The organism is Caulobacter sp. GW456-12-1-14-TSB4 (assembly GCF_059424195.1).
This window is the reverse complement of sequence record NZ_JBWKZF010000006.1, coordinates 217,464-237,058: the sequence shown is the minus strand read 5'-3', so window position 1 is coordinate 237,058 and position 19,595 is coordinate 217,464. Positions and strand designations below refer to the sequence as shown.

Here is a 19,595-nt window from a genome sequence, read left to right as displayed (position 1 = left end):
GCCCCAAGGCCTTGGGGCCGGCCTGCAAGGTCACGCCCGAGGGAGCGGCGAAAGCCGCGGGACCGAGCGTGACCGCCGGAGGCTCTCGACATCTCCGGCGCAGGCTGGCGCGAAAGCGCCGGCCGCAGCCGCCGTGAAACCGCGGAGCGATACCAACGATCGCAAAGCCGGATAGGATAGCTGTAACCGACCAGGAGGCCGCTGATGGATGAGCCCGCGCCCACCCAGACCGATCATCGCGCTTTGCAACGCTTTACCTTGGCGCTGGTGGAGACCTGCGTGCGCAACACCATCCTGGAGGACTGGCATGCCGGGCGCACGGTGGTCAGTCCGGCCGGCGACTTCAGTGACGTCAAGATCGTCACCCCGGCCGGCGAGATCCCCTACCTGGAGCCTCGCGCATCTCCGACGCGGAGATGAAGCAACTCATCAAGCAGGTGGTCGACGCGGTGTTCACCTTCTTGAGCTATCCCGACCAGCCTATTCGCCTGGGCGGCGCCGCCCGCTGGGACAAGCCCAAGCTCAACAAGAAGATGGTCGCGGGCATCCTGCGTCAGAGAGCGATACGCGACGGCGCCGATCCGGCGACGATCTATGGCCAGGCCCCACAGTTGGACGATTGACGCGGGATCGGCAAGCCGCCCGCCCGCTCGGCTCGGACGGCGGGCATAGCAAAACCGCCGAACACCTGTCTTCCCACGCCAGGGCCCGACTGGCGGCCGGCCGGGCTTGCCGCTTCAAGGCCCCGTGACCTTACTGGCGCAACAGCGCGAGCCCGTCATGTCCCACTCCGTCCCGCCTCCCCCACGTCCACCGGGCGTCCTGCCCGCCAGCCGGCCGATCCGTCGCCCCGAACTGCGCAAGCTCGTGCCGCTGGCCGACACCACGATCTACGAGATGGAAAGGCGCGGCGAGTTCCCTAGACGCTATCCGCTGACCCGGCGTTGCGTGGTCTGGGACCTGGCGGAGGTCGAGGCCTGGCTCGCCGATCGAAAGCAGCAGGCCGGCTCGGACCCCGTCGAAGGACCTGACGTCGGCCTAAGACGTACGCGACCGGTTCGCTGAGCCACGATCTCGCTTGCCTCACCCGTTCTTGGCGGGTCGCTCGCGCCACAGGGTCAAGAGTTGGCCAGGCTTGCCCTTGACCAGTGCGCCCGCCGCCATGCCCGCCACGAAGGCGGCGGTGGGGTGGGCCTTCAAGAGATCGACGACACGCACCTCCAAGGGCGCCTCGCGATGCTTCTGGCGGTGGCTACGCTGCAAAAGCGCCCAGGTCGCCAGGATCAGAGCCGAAACGCCCGCGACCACCACATAGGCCCAGGCTGGACCGGTGATCGGCGCGCAGAAGGCATAGAGCGCCATGGCGCTGGCCACGGCGGCGATCGCCGCGGCCATGATCAGACCCGCGCCGGCCATCAGGCGCGAAATGAAACGATCCAGGACATGATCCAGCATAGTCTTCTCCCCAAGCGTCTTTGCTCCCGCAACGACGGCGGCGCCTCTACAAGCGGGTGTTGGGTCCCGCCAGAGCTCTAAGGCGTCGGCTCGATACGGCCGGCCGCATCGAAGTCACCGACCAGTAGCGCGATCGGAAACCCCGATAGCCGCACCACCCCGGCCTCGGCGGCGGGGCCACCGGTGAAGCGGCTCGCGGCGATCGCTGCGACATCACTCACCGGCTCGCAGGCCTGTCCCATCGAGGGGTCGGCCGGGATCAACACCACCGCCTGGGGATGGCAATCCTGAAGAAGCCTGATCAGGTCGGCGACGATCATCGCTCCTCCGCCCGCCGCAAGGGCGACGCCGCGGCCTTGGGCCTTGGAGAACTGGCGCGCGGCGTGGCCCGTCGCGGCGCCGGCGTTGTCGGCGCGCTGGGATCATAGGCGGCGAAACTTCTCGGCTCGATCGGCGCGGCCGGATCGCTCGACGCGGGGACCAGCGCGGCCGCGTCGTTGGCCACCGCACGGCTCGCCTGGGCGGCCATGCGCCCGAACAGCGCGGCATATTCGGCCGCCGACACCCGCCAGGAGCTGTCGGACGCCATGGCGTTGAGCTGGACCCGCCGCCAGACCACCGGGTCACGGTAGAGCGCGCAGGTGCGCCGGATGGCGTCCTCGAGCATGTCCTGGGTCGCCGGCGCGAACTGCACGCCGGTCGCGGCCGAACGGGCCATCCCGGCGGTGTTGGCGTCGATGATGGTGTCGGACAGGCCGCCCGTGCGCGAGACGACGGGGATGGCGCCATAGCGCATGGCGCAAAGCTGCGTGAGGCCGCAAGGCTCGAAGCGCGATGGCGCGAGGATGGCGTCGGCGCCGGCCTGGATCAGGTGGGCCAGGTCCTCGCGGTAACCCAGGAACCGGCCCATGGCGCCGGGATAGCGTTCGGCCGCTTGGGCGAAGGCCTGTTCGTAGCGCGGCTCGCCCTGGCCGCAGACGATCAGTTGCGCGCCCTCGGCGAACAGCACCGGCAGCGCGCCCAGCAAGAGGTCGACGCCCTTCTGGTCGGTCAGGCGGCTGAGGATGCCAAACAGCGGGGCCTCCCCATCGGGCCGCAGGCCAAACTTGGCCTGCAGGGCCAGCTTGTTCATCGCCCGGCTCTCCAGGGACTGCGCAGTGTATCGAGCGCTGATGTCGGGGTCGGTTTCGGGATTCCAGACCTCGGCGTCGATGCCGTTTAGGATCCCGACCAGGGACTTGGCGCGCGCCTTGAGCAGACCGCCAAGCCCCATGCCGCCCTCTTCGGTCGTGATCTCGGCCGCGTAGCTGGGCGAGACGGTGGTGACCTGGTCGGCGAACTGGATGCCAGCCTTCAGGAAGCCGATGTCGCCCCAATACTCGACGCCGTCGATACCCATCGCCTCGGGCGGCAAGCCCAGCTTGGCCAGGAGGGTGGCGGGGAACAGGCCTTGGAAGGCCAGGTTGTGGATCGACAGCACCACGGGCGGCGCCTGGACCATCGGATCCTTCTTGCGCGCATAGTGCAGGTAGGCGGGGGTGAGGCCTGCGTGCCAGTCGTGGGCCTGGATCACGTCGGGCCGATAGTCCGCCAGCAGGCCAAGCCCGATCTCGGCGGCGACCTTGGCCAGGGCGGCGAAGCGCAGGCCGTTGTCGGGCCACTCGACGCCCGGAGCTTGCAGGTAGGGATTGCCGGGGCGCGCATAGAGATGCGGCGCGTCGATCACCAAAAGATCCAATCCGCCGGTGCGGCCGCGCAGCAGGCGCGTGGGGCCGCCCATCAAGGCCTTGAACTTGTGGACCGCCGCGGGCGCTTCCAGGGCGGCGATGACCGAAGGATAGCCGGGGACCAGGGTGATGACCTGCACGCCTTCGCGCGCCAAGGCCAGGGGCAGCGCGCCGACGACATCTGCAAGACCGCCCGTCTTGATCAAGGGATAGATTTCGGCGGCGACCGAGAGGACCCTGGGGCCGCTCATCGGTCGATGCCGGGCAAGGCGCGCGCCGCCGGCGCTTCGCAACTGCACAACAAGCTCTGCCACGCCCCGAACGCCATCGTCTGAACTCCATGAGACGTCCCGGAAACAACGGACGCGAACAAGGGTTCCGCGAGAATTATTTGATGGCCCACGGCACAGATTGACGGCCTGTTCGTTGTGCACTCGCAGCAATTTGGAGATGGCGGGTGGGGCTTGGAAGTGCGGTGTCTTGGGCGTCCGATCCGTTCGGGTTCCTCGGGCGTCACGGGGCGACGGTGCGGACGTTCCAGCCTGGCGCGACGGGCGTCGACGTCACCGCCCGCAAGACCCGTCGGCGGATAGCCACGCTGACCGAGGTCGAGCCGGGGCTCTTCGCCGGAGCGGTCAAGCCTTCGACCGCCTATGCGCTGAGGGTTCACTGGCCGGACGGACCGCACGACGCCGAGGACGTCTATGGCTTTGGGCCGGTGCTGGCGCAGGAGGACCTGGCGGCGATCGTCGACGGCGAGCCGCTCGGCCTGGCGGGCAAGTTGGGCGCGGCGATCCGCACGCTGGAAGGCGTGGAGGGCGTTGCGTTCAGCGTCTGGGCTCCCAATGCGGGTCGGGTCAGTCTCGTGGGCGACTTCAACAGTTGGGATGGCCAGCGACACCCCATGCGCCTGCGCCACGCGGCCGGCGTCTGGGAGATCTTCATCCCGCGGCTGGGCGCGGGTGAACGCTACAAGTTCGATATCGAAGGCGCCGACGGCGTCGTGCGGCGCAAGGCCGACCCGATGGCGCGGGCCAGCGAAACACCCCCGGCCACGGCCTCGATCGTCGCCCCGCCCCTCGATCATGCCTGGGGCGACCAAGCCTGGATGAGCGGACGGGCCGAGCGTCATCATCCCGGCGCGGCGATCTCGATCTACGAGGTTCACGCCGCGTCCTGGCGGCGTCCTTGGGACGGGAGCCCGTGCCACGACTGGGACGCGCTGGCCGATCACCTGATCCCTTATGTCACCAGCCTTGGCTTTACCCACCTGCAGCTGATGCCGATCATGGAGCATCCGTTCGGCGGCTCGTGGGGCTACCAGCCGCTGTCGCAGTTCGCGCCCTCGGCCCGCTATGGATCACCCGCCGCCTTGGCCCGGTTCGTCGACCGCTGTCATCAGGCGGGGCTTGGCGTGATCCTCGACTGGGTCCCGGCCCACTTTCCCAACGACGCTCATGGCCTGGAGCGCTTCGACGGCACGGCGCTCTACGAGCATGCCGATCCCAAGGAAGGCTTCCATCCCGATTGGAACACGCTGATCTACAATCTGGGCCGCCAGGAGGTGGCGACCTTCCTGATCGCCTCGGCCGTCTATTGGCTGGAGCAGTTCCATATCGACGGCCTGCGGGTCGATGCGGTGGCCTCGATGCTCTACCGCGACTACAGCCGCAAGGCCGGCGAATGGACGCCCAACATCCATGGCGGCCGCGAGAACCTGGAGTCGATCGCCTTCCTGCGCCGCCTCAACGCCACGGTCGGTAAGCACTTCCCCAGCGCCATCACCATCGCCGAGGAGTCGACGGCCTGGCCGGGCGTCACCGCGCCGGTCGAGCAAGGTGGGTTGGGCTTCTCCTACAAGTGGAACATGGGGTGGATGAACGACACCCTGCGCTACATGCACCGCGATCCGGTGCATCGCGGCTGGCATGGCGGCGATCTCGGCTTTGGCCTGACCTATGCCTTTTCAGAGCGATTCATCCTGCCGCTGAGCCACGACGAGGTCGTGCACGGCAAGGGCTCGCTGCTCTCCAAGATGCCGGGTGACGCCTGGCGGCAGATGGCCAACCTGCGCGCGCTCCTGGCGCTGATGTGGGCCCATCCGGGCAAGAAGCTGCTGTTCATGGGCGGCGAGATCGGCCAGCGGCGAGAATGGAACCACGACGCCGAACTGGACTGGGCGCTGCTCGAAAGCCCCGGTCACGCGGGCCTGCAGCGCCTCGTTGGCGATCTCAACCGGGTCTACCGCGCCGAGGGCGCGCTGCATCACACCGACGCCGACGCGCGCGGCTTTGAATGGATCGCGCAGAACCACGACCAGGACGGTGTCTTCGTCTTTGAGCGCCGCTCCTTCCACGGCGGCGCGCCGATGATCGTGGCTGTCAACATGACCCCCGAGCCCCGCTACCAACGCCGCGTGCGCGCCCCCCACGCCGGCCGCTGGGCTGAAATCCTCAACACCGACGCGGCCATCTACGGCGGCGGCGATCTGGGCAACCAGGGCGAGGTGATCGGGTTTGCCGATCAGGACGGCGCCGCCGTCCATCTGACCCTCCCGCCCCTGGCCGCCGTCTTCCTCCGTTTTCAAGGACACAGCGCTTGACCCCTTCGCCCGATCGTCTCGAAGCCGGATCTCCGTACCCCCTGGGCGCGACCTTCGATGGTCTCGGCGTCAACTTCGCGGTGTTCTCGGCCAATGCCGAGCGCATCGACCTTTGCTTGTTCGACCCTTCCGGCCGCAAGGAGCTGGCCCGCTATCCCTTGCCCGAGTGCACCGACGAGGTCTGGCACGGCTACTTGCCCCACGCCCGGCCCGGCCAGCTCTACGGGTTTCGCGCCCATGGCCCCTACGCCCCCGAACAAGGCCATAGGTTCAATCCCAACAAGCTGCTGCTGGACCCCTATGCGCGGCGCCTAGCGGGCCAGCTGCGCTGGACCGACGCCCTGCATGGCTACCATGTTGGCTCGCCGCGCGGCGACCTCAGCTTCGATCGCCGCGACAGCGCCCCGGCCATGCCCAAGTCGGTCGTCACCGCCGACGCCTTCGATTGGGATGGCGATCGACGTCCCAACACCCCTTGGTCGGAGACGGTGATCTATGAGGCGCACGTCAAGGGGCTGACGGCCCTCTTGGAAGAGGTCGGACCGAAGGATCGCGGCACCTTCGCCGCCCTCTCCCACCCCAAGGTCATCGCCCACCTCAAGCGCCTGGGCGTGACGGCGCTGGAGCTGCTGCCCGTCCACGCCTTCACCCAGGACCGCTTCCTCCAGGAGCGAGGCCTTTCCAACTACTGGGGCTACAACACCCTGGCCTTCTTCGCGCCCGAAGCGCGCTACTTGGCCAGCGGCAGCCACGACGAGTTTCGCCTGGCCGTGCGGCGCCTGCACGCCAGCGGCATCGAGGTGATCCTCGACGTTGTCTACAACCACACCGCCGAGGGTAGCGAACTGGGTCCGACCCTGTCCCTGCGCGGCCTCGACAACGCCACCTACTATCGCCTGCTCGCCGACAATCCGCGCCACTGCGTCAACGACACCGGCACCGGCAACTCGCTGAACATGGCCTCGGCGCGGGTCATCCAGATGGTGGCCGACTCGTTGCGCTATTGGGCCCAGTCCTTCCGGGTCGACGGCTTCCGCTTCGACCTGGGCGTCACCCTGGGCCGTGAAGGCGATGCGGGCTTTTCGCCGGGCGCGGCCTTCTTCGACGTCCTGCGTCAGGACCCCGTGCTGGGCCGACTGAAGCTGATCTCCGAGCCTTGGGATATCGGGCCGGGCGGCTATCAACTGGGTCACCACCCGCCCAGTTTCGCCGAATGGAACGACAAGTTCCGCGACACCACGCGGCGGTTCTGGCGCGGCGACGCCGACCAGCGCGCCGACTTGGCCGCGCGCCTCTCGGGATCGGGCGATCTCTTCGATCGCCGCGCGCGGCGGCCCTGGGCTAGCGTCAACATGCTCACCGCCCATGACGGCATGACGCTCAACGACGTGGTCAGCTACGACAATCGCCACAATGAGGCCAACGGCGAGAATGGCCAGGACGGTCACAGCGAGAACTATTCTCGCAACTGGGGCGCGGAAGGCCCCACCGAGGACGAGGCGATCCTGACCCAGCGCGGACGCATCCAGCGCTCGATGCTGACGACGCTGATGGCGTCGCTGGGTACGCCGATGTTGCTGGGCGGCGACGAGTTTGGCCGCACCCAGCAGGGCAACAACAACGCCTATTGCCAGGACAGCCCGATCAGCTGGTTCGACTGGACGCTTGCGGCGAGCGAACCGGGCCAAGCCCTGACCGATTTCACCGCGCGTCTGATCGCCCTGCGCAAGGCTCATCCCCTGCTGCGGGCGGGCGCCTTCCTTTATGGCCAGGAAGAGGTCGCGCCGGGGGTGCTCGACATCGACTGGTTCGACGAGCGCGGCGCACGCCTGTCGGAGGACGACTGGCGCAACCCCGACGGGCGGGCGCTGCTGATGCGGCGCGCGCGCCGGCTCGACGACGGCCGGCTTGAGTTGATCGCCTTGGCGCTCAACGGCGCGGCCGAGACCCTGACCTTCACCTTGCCTCACGAGGGACTGACCTTCGAACGGCTGATCGACAGCGTCGAGCCGGACGCGGCCTCAGGCCCGCTCGGCGATACCCTCGACTTGGCCGGCGGGGGCGCTGTGGTGCTGCGCGCGGTAGGAACGCTGGCATGACGCGGCGCGCCGGACCAACTTGGCTTGGACCGGATCGGGCGCGCTTCGACCTCTGGGCCCCCAGTTGCGAGGCTGTCGGGCTGGAACGCGATGGCGAGCCTACCTTGACCATGGACGCCGTCGGCGACGGCTGGTTCAGCGTCGAAGCTCCGGTCGCCCCGGGCGGACGCTACCGTTTCCGGCTGGACGAGTCGCGCACGGTCCCCGATCCGGCCAGCCGAGCCCTGTCCGACGACGTCCACGGCTGGAGCCTGTTGCTCTCCGAGCAGCCCTATCCCTGGCGCCACCCTGATTGGGCCGGCCGGCCCTGGCGCGAGGCGGTGCTCTATGAAGCTCACGCCGGCCTGCTGGGCGGGTTCAAGGGAGTCGCCGAGCGGCTGCCGGACCTAGCGCGTCTAGGCGTCACGACCCTGCAACTGATGCCGGTAAACGCGTTTTCCGGCGTCCGAAACTGGGGCTACGACGGCGTTCTGCCCTATGCCGTCGCCCCTGCCTATGGCGCGCCCGAAGACCTCAAGGCCCTGGTCGACACCGCCCATGGCCTGGGCATGATGGTGCTACTGGACGTGGTCTATAATCACTTCGGCCCCGACGGAAACTATCTGCCGTCCTATGCCGCCGCGTTCTTCGACGGAGACCGCCATACCCCATGGGGTCCGGCGATCGCCTTCCATCGCCCGCCGGTGGCGAAGTTCTTCATCGACAACGCCCTCTACTGGCTGGAAACCTACAAGCTCGACGGCCTGCGCTTCGACGCGGTGCATGCGATCGGCGACAACGGCTTTCTCGACGCCATGGCCGCCGAGGTCCGAACGCGCATCGTCGATCGGCCTATCCACCTCGTCCTCGAGAACGAGGCCAACGACGCCGCGCGACTGACCTCCGGCTTCGACGCCCAATGGAACGACGACTTCCACAATGTCGTCCACGTCCTGCTGACGGATGAGACCAGCAGCTACTACCAGGACTTCGCCGACCGCCCGGCCGAGCGCCTGGCGCGCTGCCTGTCCGAAGGCTTCATCTATCAGGGCCAGGCCTCGCCCAATCACGAGGGCCGTCCTCGCGGCGCCGCCAGCGGCCACTTGCCGCCGACCGCCTTCGTCAACTTCCTGCAAAACCACGATCAGGTCGGCAACCGCGCCTTAGGCGAGCGGCTGACACGGCTGGTTTCGCCGGACCGCTTGCGCGCGGCCATGGGCCTGCTGCTGCTAGCGCCGCAAATCCCGATGCTGTTCATGGGCGAGGAGGACGGCGCGACCGAACCGTTCCTGTTCTTCACCGATTTCCATGACGCCCTGGCGGACGCGGTGCGCGAGGGCCGCCGGCGTGAGTTCGCCCAGTTCCCCGCCTTCGCCGACCCCGACGCGCGACGGGCCATTCCCGACCCTAACGCTCAGACGACATTCGAAGCCTCGCGGCCGAAGCCGGGCCCGGACGCGGCGGCCTGGCGCGCCCTGATCGGTCACCTGCTGCGCCTGCGTCGCGAGCACCTGGCCCCGCATCTAGAGACGGCGGTCAGTCTCGGCGCCGAGGCGATCGGATCGAAGGCCGTCCAGGCGCGATGGCGGCTGGAGACCAAGACCTTCACCCTGGCGGTCAATCTCGGCGACAAGCCCGTCCTGCTCTCGCGGGTCCCCGGAGGTCCGCCCTTGGCCGTGGTCGGGGTCGAGCCACTTCGCGGTCTCCTAGCCCCCGCCACCTCCGTCGCCTGGCTCGAGGCCGCGCCATGACCGATCCGGCCCTCCTCGCCTTGGCCAAGGCCGTGGGCATCCTCGTCGACTGGACCGACTTCGACGGGGTCGAGCGCCAGGTGAGCGAAGACACGCTGCGCGCCGTCCTGACCGCCTTGGGCCATGACCTAGCTGCCCCGCGGGCCGCCCTTGTGCGTCTCAAGGACCGGCCCAGCCCCGACCTGCTCATAGTCCAGGCGGGCCAGCCCCTCACGTTGCCGACGAAGTCCGGACATGCGCGGGTGACGCTTGAGGACGGCGGCGTCTTGGACCTGATCGCAATGGACGGGATGCTGACCTTCAGTCTCGACCCGCCCGGTTACCACACCCTCGATCTCGACGACCGCGTGCTGACCGTGGCGGCCTGCCCGCCCCGCTGCCTGACGCCGCGTGACCTCTTGGGTCGCCCCGCCTGGGGCCTGGGCGTGCAGCTCTACGCCTTGCGCGAGTCTGGCCCGTTCGGCGACTTCGCCAACCTGGCCGCCTTCGCGCAGGCCGCCGGCGCGGCCGGCGCCGACGCCCTGGCCATCAGCCCGACCAACGCGCTCTTTCCCGCCGCGCCCGAGCGCTGCAGCCCCTATTCGCCGTCGAGCCGGGACCATCTCAACATCCTCTACGGCGATCCCAGCCTGATCGGCGCGGCGCCACCGGCGGTCACCGACACGCCTCTGGTGGACTGGTCCGCCGGCGCGGCCGCCAAGATGGCGCGGCTGAATACGGCCTACCACGTGTTCGCCGGCGATCCGCGGCTGGAGGCCTTCATCGCCGCGGGCGGCCAAGCGCTCTACCACCACGCCCTCTTCGAGGCGCTCGACGAACGCTTCGCCCCTACCCTGGGCGCTGGAAGCTGGCGCCGTTGGCCAACGCCCTTCAGGTCGCCGCACGCCGCCGAGATCGAGGCCGAGGCCTTGGGCCTGGGCGATCGGGTCGGCTTTTTCCTGTTTGCCCAATGGCTGGCCGATCTTGGGCTAGAGCAGAGCCAGGCTGCGGCTAAGACCGCCGGCATGGGCCTAGGCCTGATCGCCGATCTCGCCGTGGGCCTGGACCCCGGTGGTTCGCACGCTTGGAGCCGGCCGCAAGACCTGATGATGGGGCTGACGCTAGGCGCGCCGCCCGACGCGTTCCAGGCCGCGGGCCAAGGCTGGGGCATCACCAGCTTTTCGCCCGACGCCCTGGTCGCCACCGGCTATGCTCCGTTCCTGACGACCCTGCGTGCCGCCCTGCGCCACGCCGGGGGCGTGCGTATCGACCATGCTCTGGGCCTGGGCCGGCTGTGGGTCGTACCCGACGGGGCCACCGCCGACCAAGGCGCCTATCTGCGCTATCCGCTCGACGATCTTCTTAGCCTGATCGCCCTGGAATCGCGCCGTGCGGGCGCGGTGGTGATCGGCGAGGACCTGGGCGTCGTCCCGCCCGGCTTGCGCGCCAGTCTCTCCGAACGGGGTCTCCTGGGCATGCGGGTGCTGCCGTTCGAGCGCGACGCGAAAGGCGCCTTCAAGCCGCCGGCCAGCTGGGACGCCCTGGCCGTGGCCATGACCAGCACCCACGATCTGTCGCCGACCGCCGGCTGGTGGAAAGGCCGCGATATCGACTGGCGCGCCCGCCTGGGGGCGGCCGGCGATCGGCAAGCCGAAGCCGCCGCCCGCGAAGCCGACCGCCACGCCTTGTGGGACGTGGCGAGCGCGGCCGGCGTGACGGCCGACCCGCCGCCTCCGGCCGACGCCCCAGAGGCGGCGGTCGATGCTGTCCTGGCGCTCGTCGCCCAGACCCCTTGCGAGCTGGTGCTGGCGCCGGTCGAGGACCTGATAGGACTGGATGAGGCCCCCAACCTGCCCGGGGTGGTCGACGTCCATCCCAACTGGCGCCGCCGTCTGCCCGAAGGCGGCCCGTCGCTCTTCTCCGCAGCCCCCGTCGCCGCGCGCCTGGCGCGGCTGCGCGCCCAGAGACCCTGATGATCCCAACCGCCACCTACCGCGTGCAATTTCACGCCGGCTTCACCTTCGCCGACGCCGCGGCCCTGGCGCCCTATTGGGCCAAGCTCGGGATCAGCCACCTCTACGCCTCGCCGATCACAACGGCGCGCGAGGGCTCCACCCATGGCTATGACGTCATCGACCCGACGACGATCAATCCGGCGCTGGGCGGCGAAGGCGGTTTTCGGGCCATGGCGGACGCGCTGCGCGCCGAGGGGCTCGGGCTCGTGGTTGACATCGTCCCCAACCATGTCGCCGTCGGCGGCGCCGACAACGCCTGGTGGCTTGATGTGCTGGAGAAGGGCCAGGAGAGCGCTTACGCCCGCTATTTCGACATCGACTGGACCCCGCCCGACCCGAGCCTGACCGGCAAGCTCCTCGCCCCATTTCTAGGCGCGCCCTATGCCCAGGCCTTGGCCGACGGCGCTATCGTCCTAGATGTCGAGCCAAGCCTTGGTCGCCTGTCGGTCCTGGCTCATGGCGCGCATCGCTTTCCCCTGCGGCGGCAAGACTACGCCGAGGTCTTGGCGGCGGTGGGCGCCGAGCGGGTCGCCGATGTCGATCCAGGCAAGCTCGCGGCGGCCTACGACGCCGCGCGCCTGCACGCCCTGTTGGAGCGCCAGAACTACCGCTTGGCCTGGTGGCGGACGGCTGGCGACGCCATCAACTGGCGGCGGTTCTTCGACATCACCGAGCTGGCCGGGCTTCGTATCGAGGACCCTGCCGTGTTCGAGGCTGTCCATGCCCTCCCCCTGCGGCTCTATCGTGAAGGTCTCATCGATGGCCTGAGGGTCGACCACGTCGATGGCCTGGCCGATCCGGCCAACTACGGCCGCCGCCTGCGGCGCGCGCTCGAGGACGCCGCGCCCGATCGCACGCCCTGGCTGGTGGTCGAGAAAATCCTTGGCGCCAATGAGACCCTGGCCAGCGACTGGGGCGTCGACGGCACGACCGGCTATGAGGTGATGAACGAGATCTCGGCGGTGCAGCACGACGCTCAGGGCGCTCAGCCGCTAGGCGCGCTGTGGCGCGACCTGAGCGGTCGCTCGGACGCCTTCGTCGACGAGGAGCATGCCGCCCGCCGTGAAATCCTGACCCGCGACTTCGCCATCCAGCTCGATACGGCCGCCCTGGCTTTTCACCGCCTGGCCCAGACCGATATCGCCACGCGCGACCTGCCCGCGCCGAGCTTGCGTCGCGCCCTCGTCGCCCTGATCACTCAATTCCAGCGCTACCGAACCTATGCGACGGACACCGGGGAGGTCCCAACCGAGGCCTTGGCCCTGGCGGCGGCGCTCGAGCCGACCTGCGGCGCGGCCCTGGAGCAGATCGGCCGCTGGCTGCAAGGCCAAGGCCCCGCCGAGCTTCGCGCCGAAGCTGTCCGGCGCTTCGAGCAGCTCAGCGCTCCCGTGGCCGCCAAGGCCGTCGAGGACACCGCGTTCTATCGGTTTGGGCGCCTGCTCTCGCGCAACGACGTCGGCTTCGACCCCGGCCGTTTCTCGGCCTCGCCGGGCGACTTCTTGGCGCTGGCGGCCGCGCGAGGAGAGGCCTTTCCTCATAGTCTTCTGACGACCGCCACCCACGACCATAAGCGCGGCGAGGACGTCCGCGCCCGGCTGGCCGTGCTCAGCCACGCCCCGGACGCCTGGGTCGAACGCGCCAGAGCCTGGCTCGCCGCGACGACACCCCAGGACGTCGCCCCGGGCGACGCCCATATTCTGCACCAGATGATCGTTGGGGCCTGGCCGCTCGACCTATCGCCGCAGGATCCCGTCGCGATGAGCGCGTTCGCCGATCGCCTGGCCGGATGGCAGCGCAAGGCGCTGCGTGAGGCCAAGCTGCGCACGTCCTGGACCGTGCCAGACGAGAACTACGAGTCGGCTTGCGAGCGGTATCTGCGCGACCTGCTCACCGGACCTGATGCCGCATTCCGCGCCGACTGCGCCGCTTTTGTCGAGGAGATCGCACCAGCCGGCGTGGCGTTCAGCCTGATCCAAACCGGCCTGCGCCTGACCCTGCCAGGCGTGCCCGACCAGTTCCAAGGAACGGAATTGTGGGACTTCAGCCTGGTGGATCCAGATAACCGTCGCCCCGTGGACTATGCGGCCCGACAGGCCGCTCTGCAGCGGGATCCAGGCAGCCTCGCCTGGCGGGACGGCGCCACCAAGCTGACCCTGATCCACCGGCTTCTTGGGCTACGGCGCGACCACCCGGATCTCTTCGTCGCCCCGCTTCGTCCCGTGGCGGTGACCGGCCCACGCGCCAGTCAGGCGGTGATCTTCGAACGCGTCTCGGCCCAGCGCCGCCTGCTGGTCGTCGCCGCGGTCGGCTGCGCCAAGGCGTGCCTGGCTGCGCGCGCGCCTTTGATCGGGGCCGACTGGTGGGGCGACACAGCCCTGCCTGATGGTCGCCGCCTGGCCGACCTCATGCAGGGCGCGCCCTTCTGGCTAGAGCTCGCGTGAGACCGTTGGTCGCGGCCTAGCTTGGTTGACAGGACTCGCTATCGGCGCGTCCATGGTCGGGCTTCTGGGGAGGGGCGCCGTGGCCAAGGTCATGATCGACTACGAAGAAAAGCTCTATCTGGCTCTGGCCGCCCTGCGCGGCGCGGGCTTCTCGCCGCTGCGGCTCGTGCTGGATCGCCCCGCCCGCCTTGGCCCGACCAGCCTGGACTGGCCCAAAGGCGGCGCCGCCCGAGCGCTGGATCTTGAGGTCCGGTTCGAAGCGGACGGCGAACCCCACATTGTCGCCCAGAAGGACGACCGCACGTTCCAGGCCCCTATCCGGCCAAGCCTTCTGGCCCGCTGGCTGGCTTCCGACGCCGGCGAGCGTGAGCCGTTGGCGCTGATCCCGGCTTACGCCCAGCCCCGTCTGCGCGTCGTCCGCTAGCTACTAGGACGACACACCGTCTTAGCGATCAGAGCCGCGCAGGTCACCGGGCGCCCCGCTGGGCGCGACCTCGCATCCAGGAAAGCGCAAGGCATGCCAAGCCAATCGGTATGCCGCCCAAGATCGCGGCAACTGCCCAACTTGCCGTTGGCGCTATAGCCGGGGTCTGGGCGGCAAGAAGGCCCTGTGCCAGCTCCCATAGCCCGACGAAACAGAAGGTTAGCCCGCAAAAGGCGCAGCCCCCCGCCACCCAATCGATACCTGGACCTTGGCCGCCGGATCGAGGGCTCTTCGCCATTCAAGTCTCCCATCTGCCAGCGTGACCACCAACGCGGTCCGCAAGACTTTGCGACCCCGTCATACGACGCAAGATGGGGGTTGGATCAGGGCCAAAGCAAAGATTTTTCGGTGGGGAACTGCGCCCATCAGCCCCCATTACCCCTACTCGATAAACCCTGTTCAAGGCTGGAAAATGGGCAAGTTCGTCAGTCGTCGCAGGCCGCTGGCGGCGTGCCTGTTGTCCGTGCTCTGGCTTGGCGGATGCGCGACGGGCCAGGGCAGTTTTGTCGCCGGCTCGGGCGGCGCTTCCGACTCCGAAAGCTTCGCTGAGGACGAAGGATTTTATAGCGACGCGGCGTTCGATCGCGACGCGCCTGGCCTCCTGGCGGCCAGCGGCAACGTGCTCTTGCCGGGCGGCCGAAATCTTGCGCCGCCCAGTTTGAACCTCGGCGGCGCCGGCTCAAAGCCCCTGCTGAGCACTGGGCCGGCCAACGCCGACGTCGACGTCAATCTTGGACTTTTGAATGGCGCAAACGCCTCGGCGGGCCTGACCACTGGTCTCGGCGCGGTCAATGTCAACACCGCTCTCGGCGGCCCCCTTCTGGCCTTGAACGGGTCACGCGCGGCGCTTCTTGGGGTCAGCGCCGCCGGGCCCAACATCCTGGGCGTGACGCCCAACCTGTCCGCAAGCGTGGGCACAGCGGTCAATCCGGCAACCGCCGCCACCCAGTCGCTGATCAACGCGACGGTCGGGGCGACCACGCCAAGCGGACCGGTCATCGCGCCGATCGGCGGCGCGCCCTTGACGCCGCCGGTGCTCGGCGTGCCGGGCACGACGCCCTTGCAGACCTTGCTTCCCCTGCTGCCCACCGCCCCCAAGCCGCCGGCTTTGCCGGGCCTCTTGGGAAACTGAGAAAGTCGACATGCGCCCCATTTCCCTGCTGATGGTCACGGTGGCGGCGCTTGCCCTACCGCTGGCGGTCCACGCCCAGACCAGCACGACCCGTGTGGTCCCGCAGAACCGCCCCGACCAGAACCCGCGCATCACGCGCGCCCGGCCTGCGCCAGCACCCAAGGTCCCGCGGGGTCGTGCTCGCTCCACCCCGCTCGCGCCGTTCGTCCTGCGTGAGGTCCGCTTGGAGGGCTCGACCCTGCCGCCAGCGGTCATCGAGGCCGCGTGGCGGCCATTCGTCGGCAAGACCGTCGACACCCGCGACCTCGTCAAGATCACTGACGCCTTGGCGCGCGCCTATGAGCAACGCGGCTATGCGATCTATACCGTCGTCGCGCCCGATCAGGTGTTTACCGACGGCGTCCTTCGCCTGCGAGCCCTGGAAGGTTACATCGCCGAGACGGAAGTCCAGGCCCCGAACGCCAAGAGTCGCGCCCAGGCCGACCGCCACCTCGCCCGCCTTAAAGCCGACAAGCCGCTGCGTCGCGACACGCTCGAACGCTACATTTCGCTGATCCGCGATATCCCTGGCATGAGCAATGAGATTGCTCTGGAGAACGGCGCCGGCGACGACGGCGTGCGATTGAAGCTCAAACTGACGCCCAAGCCGGTGCAGCTCGCCGTGTCGGTCAACAATCGCGGCACGGCCTACCTGGGTCGGACCCAGGTCCAGGCCGATCTCTACCTGAACGGCTTCATCCGCTCGGGCGACCAGACGCGATTCTCGGTCGCCGTGCCGACCGACATTGACCGCTTCCAGTCCTACTCCCTTTCACACGCAACGCCGGTGGGCGACGATGGCCTTACCTTGGGTCTCAACGCCGGCTATCTCAAGACCCGACCCAAGGTCGGCGGCCTCGTGGGCCACGCCAAGTCGGGCGGCGTCCAGCTGTCCTATCCGCTGCTCCGCAGCTATGAGCGAGACGCCTACATCAACGTCTCGGTCGATGGCGTCGACAGCGATAACGCCTTCCTGGGCTACACCTTCGCCAACGACAAGACACGCGCTGCCCGCGTGGCGCTGTCGACCAGCGCTCAGACTGATCGTCGGCTCTGGTACGTCAGCGGCACGCTTAGCCAGGGCATCGACGGCCTGGGCGCGCAAACCGATCCGATGCTAGGCAAAATGGCGTTCCGCAAGCTCAACCTGCGGGGCGGCGCCGCCTTCAGCCTGGGCAAGCAAGGCGCCCTGCGCCTCAACGGCGCGGGCCAGGCCACCGGCGACCGTCTGCCCGGCACCGAGCAGTTCGCCATCGGCGGCGACGAGTTCGGCCGAGGCTACGAGGCCTCGGTGATCGCGGGCGACAGCGGCCTGGCCGGCTCGGCCGAGCTGGCTTTCGTGCCCGCCAAGGCGCCCAAGGGCTTTGCCGGCTCGGAAGCCTACGCTTTCGTCGACGGCGGCAAGGTCTGGTACCGCAGTCGTTTTGGCTATCCCGGGTCCCACGCTGATCTGAAGTCGGCGGGCGCGGGCGCGCGCGTGCGTATTCGCGATAAGGCGATCGTCCAAGTCGAGGCGGCCAAGGCCTTGTCCAATGACATTGCCTTCCTCGACGCAAGGCCCTGGCGGGGCGTGGTTTCGCTCAAGACGGTTTGGTAGGCCTTCGACCACCCTGACAAGATCAAGCGCTCGGTCCTCGGCCGGGCGCTTCTTCATATCCAGCGTCGCCGAGGCGATGAGCGGCAAAAGAAAAGCCGCTCGTTTCCGAGCGGCCTGTCGAGTGGGCGGAGAGAAGGCGTAGGGTAAGGGGCCAGGAAGGGCGCGGCAGAGCCGCGCCCCCTGCAGTCGTTTAACGCGGCGTCGAAGACGACGAGTTTTGCTGGTTGCCGCTCGACGAACGGTTCGTCATCGACGAATGGCTCGCGCTGCGGTCACTCGACGACTTGGTCGAGTTGTTGTGGCTTTCGCCGCCGGCGCTCTGGCGCTGGACGCCACCGATCGTAGTGCTGTCGGTGCTGATCGGCACGCCGATGTGCAGGCCGCTCGACGAAGCGTCGGAGCTGTTGTTCGAGGCCGAGTTGGCGCCGTTGTTCGAGCCGCCGCCAGCGTTGTTGCTGGTCGAGCCGTTGGTGCTCGAGGTGTCCTTGTACGTACCGATCTGCGGATCGGCGTGGATGCCGCCGAGCGTGGTGTCGCGCAGGTTGGTGTTGTTGTCGTGCCAGCTATCGCCGGTCTTGTTCGTCTCGCGGCTTTGCATGTTGTTCTGCGTGCCGCTGTTCGAATTGGAGTTCTGCTTGTTGGTCGACGAGCTGCTCTGTTGAGCCGAGCTGCCGCCGCGGCCGAGCAGGTTGGAGCCATTGCCGCTGGTGATTTGGGCGAAAGCGGGCGCAGCGATTAGGGTCAGCGCGGCCGCGCCAGTCAGAAGGTAATTACGCACTGAGAATTCTCCTGGATTTGAATAGGGCGGTGCCGACTTGCGCCGACATCAAACAAACTCAGGGCGATCACAAAGGTTTCTACTAAATCAGTAATATGGCATCATTTTATTCAACATCGCGAGACGCACAAAACTGAACGTCGGTAATTCGACAGATGACACTTCCATTTATACTGTACTGCGTACGATGGAATACTGGGATTGGATCACATCAATTGACGATATTTCGACATTGAAATCGAACGGAGTTCTCTCTGAGGGGTTGATCCTCCAGCGCGTCACCAGAACGCCACTCCTCGGACACAAGCCGCTGCCCCTTACCGCCTCGTCTCTCCACACGGACGATCCCAGCGCCTGGATCGCGAGCATCGCCAGCAATGGCGACCGGCTGGCGTTCTCCAAGCTCTTCCGGCGGTTTGCGCCCAAGCTGAAGAGCTACTTTTTGCGCAATGGCTTCGAGGATGGCGAGGCCGAAGACTTAAGCCAGGAGACCTTGCTACGGGTCTGGCGCTGTGCAGCTCAGTTTGATCCGGCCAAGTGCGAAGCCTGGGGTTGGATCTACGCAATCGCCCGCAACCTGCGCATTGACCGATACCGAAAGGCGATGCGTCAAACCGCGACGGTCTCGGACCTTGCCGCGCCGGCGAGCGATCCTGAAGGTCAGATTGTCGTAGCCGACAGCGCCCGGCGCCTACGCGGCGCCCTGGGCTGTCTGGCCGACGATCAAATCGCCGTCGTGAGACTGGCCTATTACGATGATAGACCCCATTCTGAGATCGCCCGACGATTGAACGTCCCATTGGGAACTGTGAAGTCGAGACTGCGCCGAGCGGCGGCGCTGTTGAGGGTGACCCTCGGTGAGTAAGCTTTGCATTTTCATCCATCTCCCGACCTGATCGAGCGCTTCGCGGCAGGGAACCTTCCGCTGGCGCCATCCTTGGTCGTCGAGAGCCACATCGAAGTCTGCCCGCACTGCGCAAAGGCCGCATTCGGCTTGGAGGCCGCCCATGGTCGCGGTCTGGCTGATCTCCCCGACGCGCAGCTCAAGCCGGATGCTCTCGATCGGGCCCTCGCGGCGCTGGACGCCACGCCCGCCAACCCACCACGCTTTGACGACACCCCCCTACCCGCCGCGGTTCTGCGCCAGGGCCTTCATCCGCGCCGGTTTATCGGCCAGGATTACTGGGTGGCCCCGGTGCGTCGCGCGCGTCGCGATAGCTGGCGCGCCTATGTCCTACGGGCGCCTGCGGGTACGTCGATCCCGGCTCACCGGCATCTGGGTCAGGAGTATTTTCAAGTCTTGATGGGCGCGGTCACCGATACCGACCTTCGGCGAACCGGTGATTTTGTTGGCGGCTCCACCGGCGCCGATCACGCGCTCAAGGTCGGACCCGACTCCCCCTGCGCGTGTCTGATCGCTGTCGAGCATGGCGCACTGTGGCGTGGGGCGATGCGCCTGCTCTCGCCCCTGCTCGGGGTCTGAAGGCCAAACAGCGGTTTGCACTTAAGTCCCTTGG

17 protein-coding genes are annotated in these 19,595 nt (G+C 68.0%); 13 read left to right on the top strand and 4 right to left on the bottom strand.

Annotated elements, in window-relative coordinates; all coding sequences use genetic code 11:
• Nucleotides 1–204 precede the first annotated feature (204 nt).
• The 3 genes from AC07YH_RS08380 (at nucleotide 205) to AC07YH_RS08370 (ending at nucleotide 1,065) form a co-directional block, all read left to right on the top strand.
• Nucleotides 205–420: a hypothetical protein gene (locus tag AC07YH_RS08380; RefSeq protein WP_494746536.1), complete on the top strand. Its 216-nt coding sequence runs from the start codon at nucleotides 205–207 to the stop codon at nucleotides 418–420.
• Nucleotides 417–623: a hypothetical protein gene (locus AC07YH_RS08375; protein ID WP_494746535.1), complete on the top strand. Its 207-nt coding sequence runs from the start codon at nucleotides 417–419 to the stop codon at nucleotides 621–623. The genes AC07YH_RS08380 and AC07YH_RS08375 overlap by 4 nt, the downstream gene beginning before the upstream one ends.
• Nucleotides 624–780: 157 nt before the next feature.
• A complete protein-coding gene (locus tag AC07YH_RS08370; protein WP_494746534.1) occupies nucleotides 781–1,065 on the top strand; it encodes a helix-turn-helix transcriptional regulator in 285 nt (94 codons plus the stop codon).
• 18 nt (nucleotides 1,066–1,083) lie between these two features.
• Here the strand turns inward: AC07YH_RS08370 and AC07YH_RS08365 are convergent, their stop codons facing one another.
• The 3 genes from AC07YH_RS08365 to glgA all read right to left on the bottom strand — a co-directional run bounded on the left by AC07YH_RS08365 (nucleotide 1,084) and on the right by glgA (nucleotide 3,433).
• Nucleotides 1,084–1,455, bottom strand: coding sequence for a hypothetical protein (locus AC07YH_RS08365; RefSeq protein ID WP_494746533.1), 372 nt, complete (start codon nucleotides 1,453–1,455; stop codon nucleotides 1,084–1,086).
• Between the two features lie 77 nt (nucleotides 1,456–1,532).
• On the bottom strand, nucleotides 1,533–1,775 hold the full coding sequence (locus tag AC07YH_RS08360) for a hypothetical protein (RefSeq protein ID WP_494746532.1): 243 nt from the start codon (nucleotides 1,773–1,775) through the stop codon (nucleotides 1,533–1,535).
• On the bottom strand, nucleotides 1,772–3,433 hold the full coding sequence (gene glgA, locus AC07YH_RS08355; protein WP_494746531.1) for a glycogen synthase GlgA: 1,662 nt from the start codon (nucleotides 3,431–3,433) through the stop codon (nucleotides 1,772–1,774). The genes AC07YH_RS08360 and glgA overlap by 4 nt, the downstream gene beginning before the upstream one ends.
• A gap of 224 nt (nucleotides 3,434–3,657) precedes the next feature.
• Here glgA and glgB point away from each other — a divergent pair, with 224 nt between their 5' ends.
• The 8 genes from glgB to AC07YH_RS08315 all read left to right on the top strand — a co-directional run bounded on the left by glgB (nucleotide 3,658) and on the right by AC07YH_RS08315 (nucleotide 17,300).
• Nucleotides 3,658–5,784, top strand: a complete 2,127-nt coding sequence (glgB, locus tag AC07YH_RS08350; RefSeq protein WP_494746530.1) for a 1,4-alpha-glucan branching protein GlgB — start codon at nucleotides 3,658–3,660, stop codon at nucleotides 5,782–5,784.
• Nucleotides 5,781–7,883, top strand: coding sequence for a glycogen debranching protein GlgX (glgX, locus tag AC07YH_RS08345; protein WP_494746529.1), 2,103 nt, complete (start codon nucleotides 5,781–5,783; stop codon nucleotides 7,881–7,883). Before glgB ends, glgX begins: the two co-directional genes overlap by 4 nt.
• On the top strand, nucleotides 7,880–9,613 hold the full coding sequence (treZ, locus tag AC07YH_RS08340; RefSeq protein ID WP_494746528.1) for a malto-oligosyltrehalose trehalohydrolase: 1,734 nt from the start codon (nucleotides 7,880–7,882) through the stop codon (nucleotides 9,611–9,613). Before glgX ends, treZ begins: the two co-directional genes overlap by 4 nt.
• Nucleotides 9,610–11,565, top strand: a complete 1,956-nt coding sequence (gene malQ, locus AC07YH_RS08335) for a 4-alpha-glucanotransferase (RefSeq protein ID WP_494746527.1) — start codon at nucleotides 9,610–9,612, stop codon at nucleotides 11,563–11,565. Before treZ ends, malQ begins: the two co-directional genes overlap by 4 nt.
• Complete coding sequence (gene treY / locus AC07YH_RS08330) at nucleotides 11,565–14,048, top strand: malto-oligosyltrehalose synthase (RefSeq protein ID WP_494746526.1); 2,484 nt, start codon at nucleotides 11,565–11,567, stop codon at nucleotides 14,046–14,048. Before malQ ends, treY begins: the two co-directional genes overlap by 1 nt.
• 79 nt (nucleotides 14,049–14,127) lie before the next feature.
• A complete protein-coding gene (locus AC07YH_RS08325) occupies nucleotides 14,128–14,472 on the top strand; it encodes a hypothetical protein (protein WP_494746525.1) in 345 nt (114 codons plus the stop codon).
• A 472-nt stretch (nucleotides 14,473–14,944) separates the two neighbouring features.
• Nucleotides 14,945–15,664 (top strand): hypothetical protein, encoded by a 720-nt coding sequence (locus tag AC07YH_RS08320; protein ID WP_494746524.1) that lies wholly within the window; start codon nucleotides 14,945–14,947, stop codon nucleotides 15,662–15,664.
• Between the two features lie 10 nt (nucleotides 15,665–15,674).
• Nucleotides 15,675–17,300, top strand: coding sequence for a ShlB/FhaC/HecB family hemolysin secretion/activation protein (locus AC07YH_RS08315; RefSeq protein ID WP_494746523.1), 1,626 nt, complete (start codon nucleotides 15,675–15,677; stop codon nucleotides 17,298–17,300).
• Nucleotides 17,301–17,490: 190 nt separating this feature from the next.
• Here AC07YH_RS08315 and AC07YH_RS08310 read toward each other — a convergent pair whose 3' ends face one another.
• On the bottom strand, nucleotides 17,491–18,078 hold the full coding sequence (locus AC07YH_RS08310; RefSeq protein ID WP_494746522.1) for a hypothetical protein: 588 nt from the start codon (nucleotides 18,076–18,078) through the stop codon (nucleotides 17,491–17,493).
• Between the two features lie 187 nt (nucleotides 18,079–18,265).
• On the opposite strand from AC07YH_RS08310, the gene AC07YH_RS08305 reads away from it, so the two are divergent.
• On the top strand, nucleotides 18,266–18,943 hold the full coding sequence (locus AC07YH_RS08305) for a sigma-70 family RNA polymerase sigma factor (RefSeq protein WP_494746521.1): 678 nt from the start codon (nucleotides 18,266–18,268) through the stop codon (nucleotides 18,941–18,943).
• A 3-nt stretch (nucleotides 18,944–18,946) separates the two neighbouring features.
• Complete coding sequence (locus tag AC07YH_RS08300; protein ID WP_494746520.1) at nucleotides 18,947–19,561, top strand: cupin domain-containing protein; 615 nt, start codon at nucleotides 18,947–18,949, stop codon at nucleotides 19,559–19,561.
• The last annotated feature ends 34 nt before the right edge of the window (nucleotides 19,562–19,595 follow it).

What these genes read in the sequence shown, in the direction of transcription:
- AC07YH_RS08380 (WP_494746536.1), top strand. Translation starts at nt 205, where the DNA reads ATGGATGAGCCCGCGCCCACCCAGACCGATCATCGCGCTTTGCAACGC.
- AC07YH_RS08375 (WP_494746535.1), top strand. Translation starts at nt 417, where the DNA reads ATGAAGCAACTCATCAAGCAGGTGGTCGACGCGGTGTTCACCTTCTTG.
- AC07YH_RS08370 (WP_494746534.1), top strand. Translation starts at nt 781, where the DNA reads ATGTCCCACTCCGTCCCGCCTCCCCCACGTCCACCGGGCGTCCTGCCC.
- AC07YH_RS08365 (WP_494746533.1), bottom strand. Translation starts at nt 1,455, where the DNA reads ATGCTGGATCATGTCCTGGATCGTTTCATTTCGCGCCTGATGGCCGGC.
- AC07YH_RS08360 (WP_494746532.1), bottom strand. Translation starts at nt 1,775, where the DNA reads ATGATCGTCGCCGACCTGATCAGGCTTCTTCAGGATTGCCATCCCCAG.
- glgA (WP_494746531.1), bottom strand. Translation starts at nt 3,433, where the DNA reads ATGAGCGGCCCCAGGGTCCTCTCGGTCGCCGCCGAAATCTATCCCTTG.
- treZ (WP_494746528.1), top strand. Translation starts at nt 7,880, where the DNA reads ATGACGCGGCGCGCCGGACCAACTTGGCTTGGACCGGATCGGGCGCGC.
- malQ (WP_494746527.1), top strand. Translation starts at nt 9,610, where the DNA reads ATGACCGATCCGGCCCTCCTCGCCTTGGCCAAGGCCGTGGGCATCCTC.
- treY (WP_494746526.1), top strand. Translation starts at nt 11,565, where the DNA reads ATGATCCCAACCGCCACCTACCGCGTGCAATTTCACGCCGGCTTCACC.
- AC07YH_RS08320 (WP_494746524.1), top strand. Translation starts at nt 14,945, where the DNA reads ATGGGCAAGTTCGTCAGTCGTCGCAGGCCGCTGGCGGCGTGCCTGTTG.
- AC07YH_RS08315 (WP_494746523.1), top strand. Translation starts at nt 15,675, where the DNA reads ATGCGCCCCATTTCCCTGCTGATGGTCACGGTGGCGGCGCTTGCCCTA.
- AC07YH_RS08305 (WP_494746521.1), top strand. Translation starts at nt 18,266, where the DNA reads ATGGAATACTGGGATTGGATCACATCAATTGACGATATTTCGACATTG.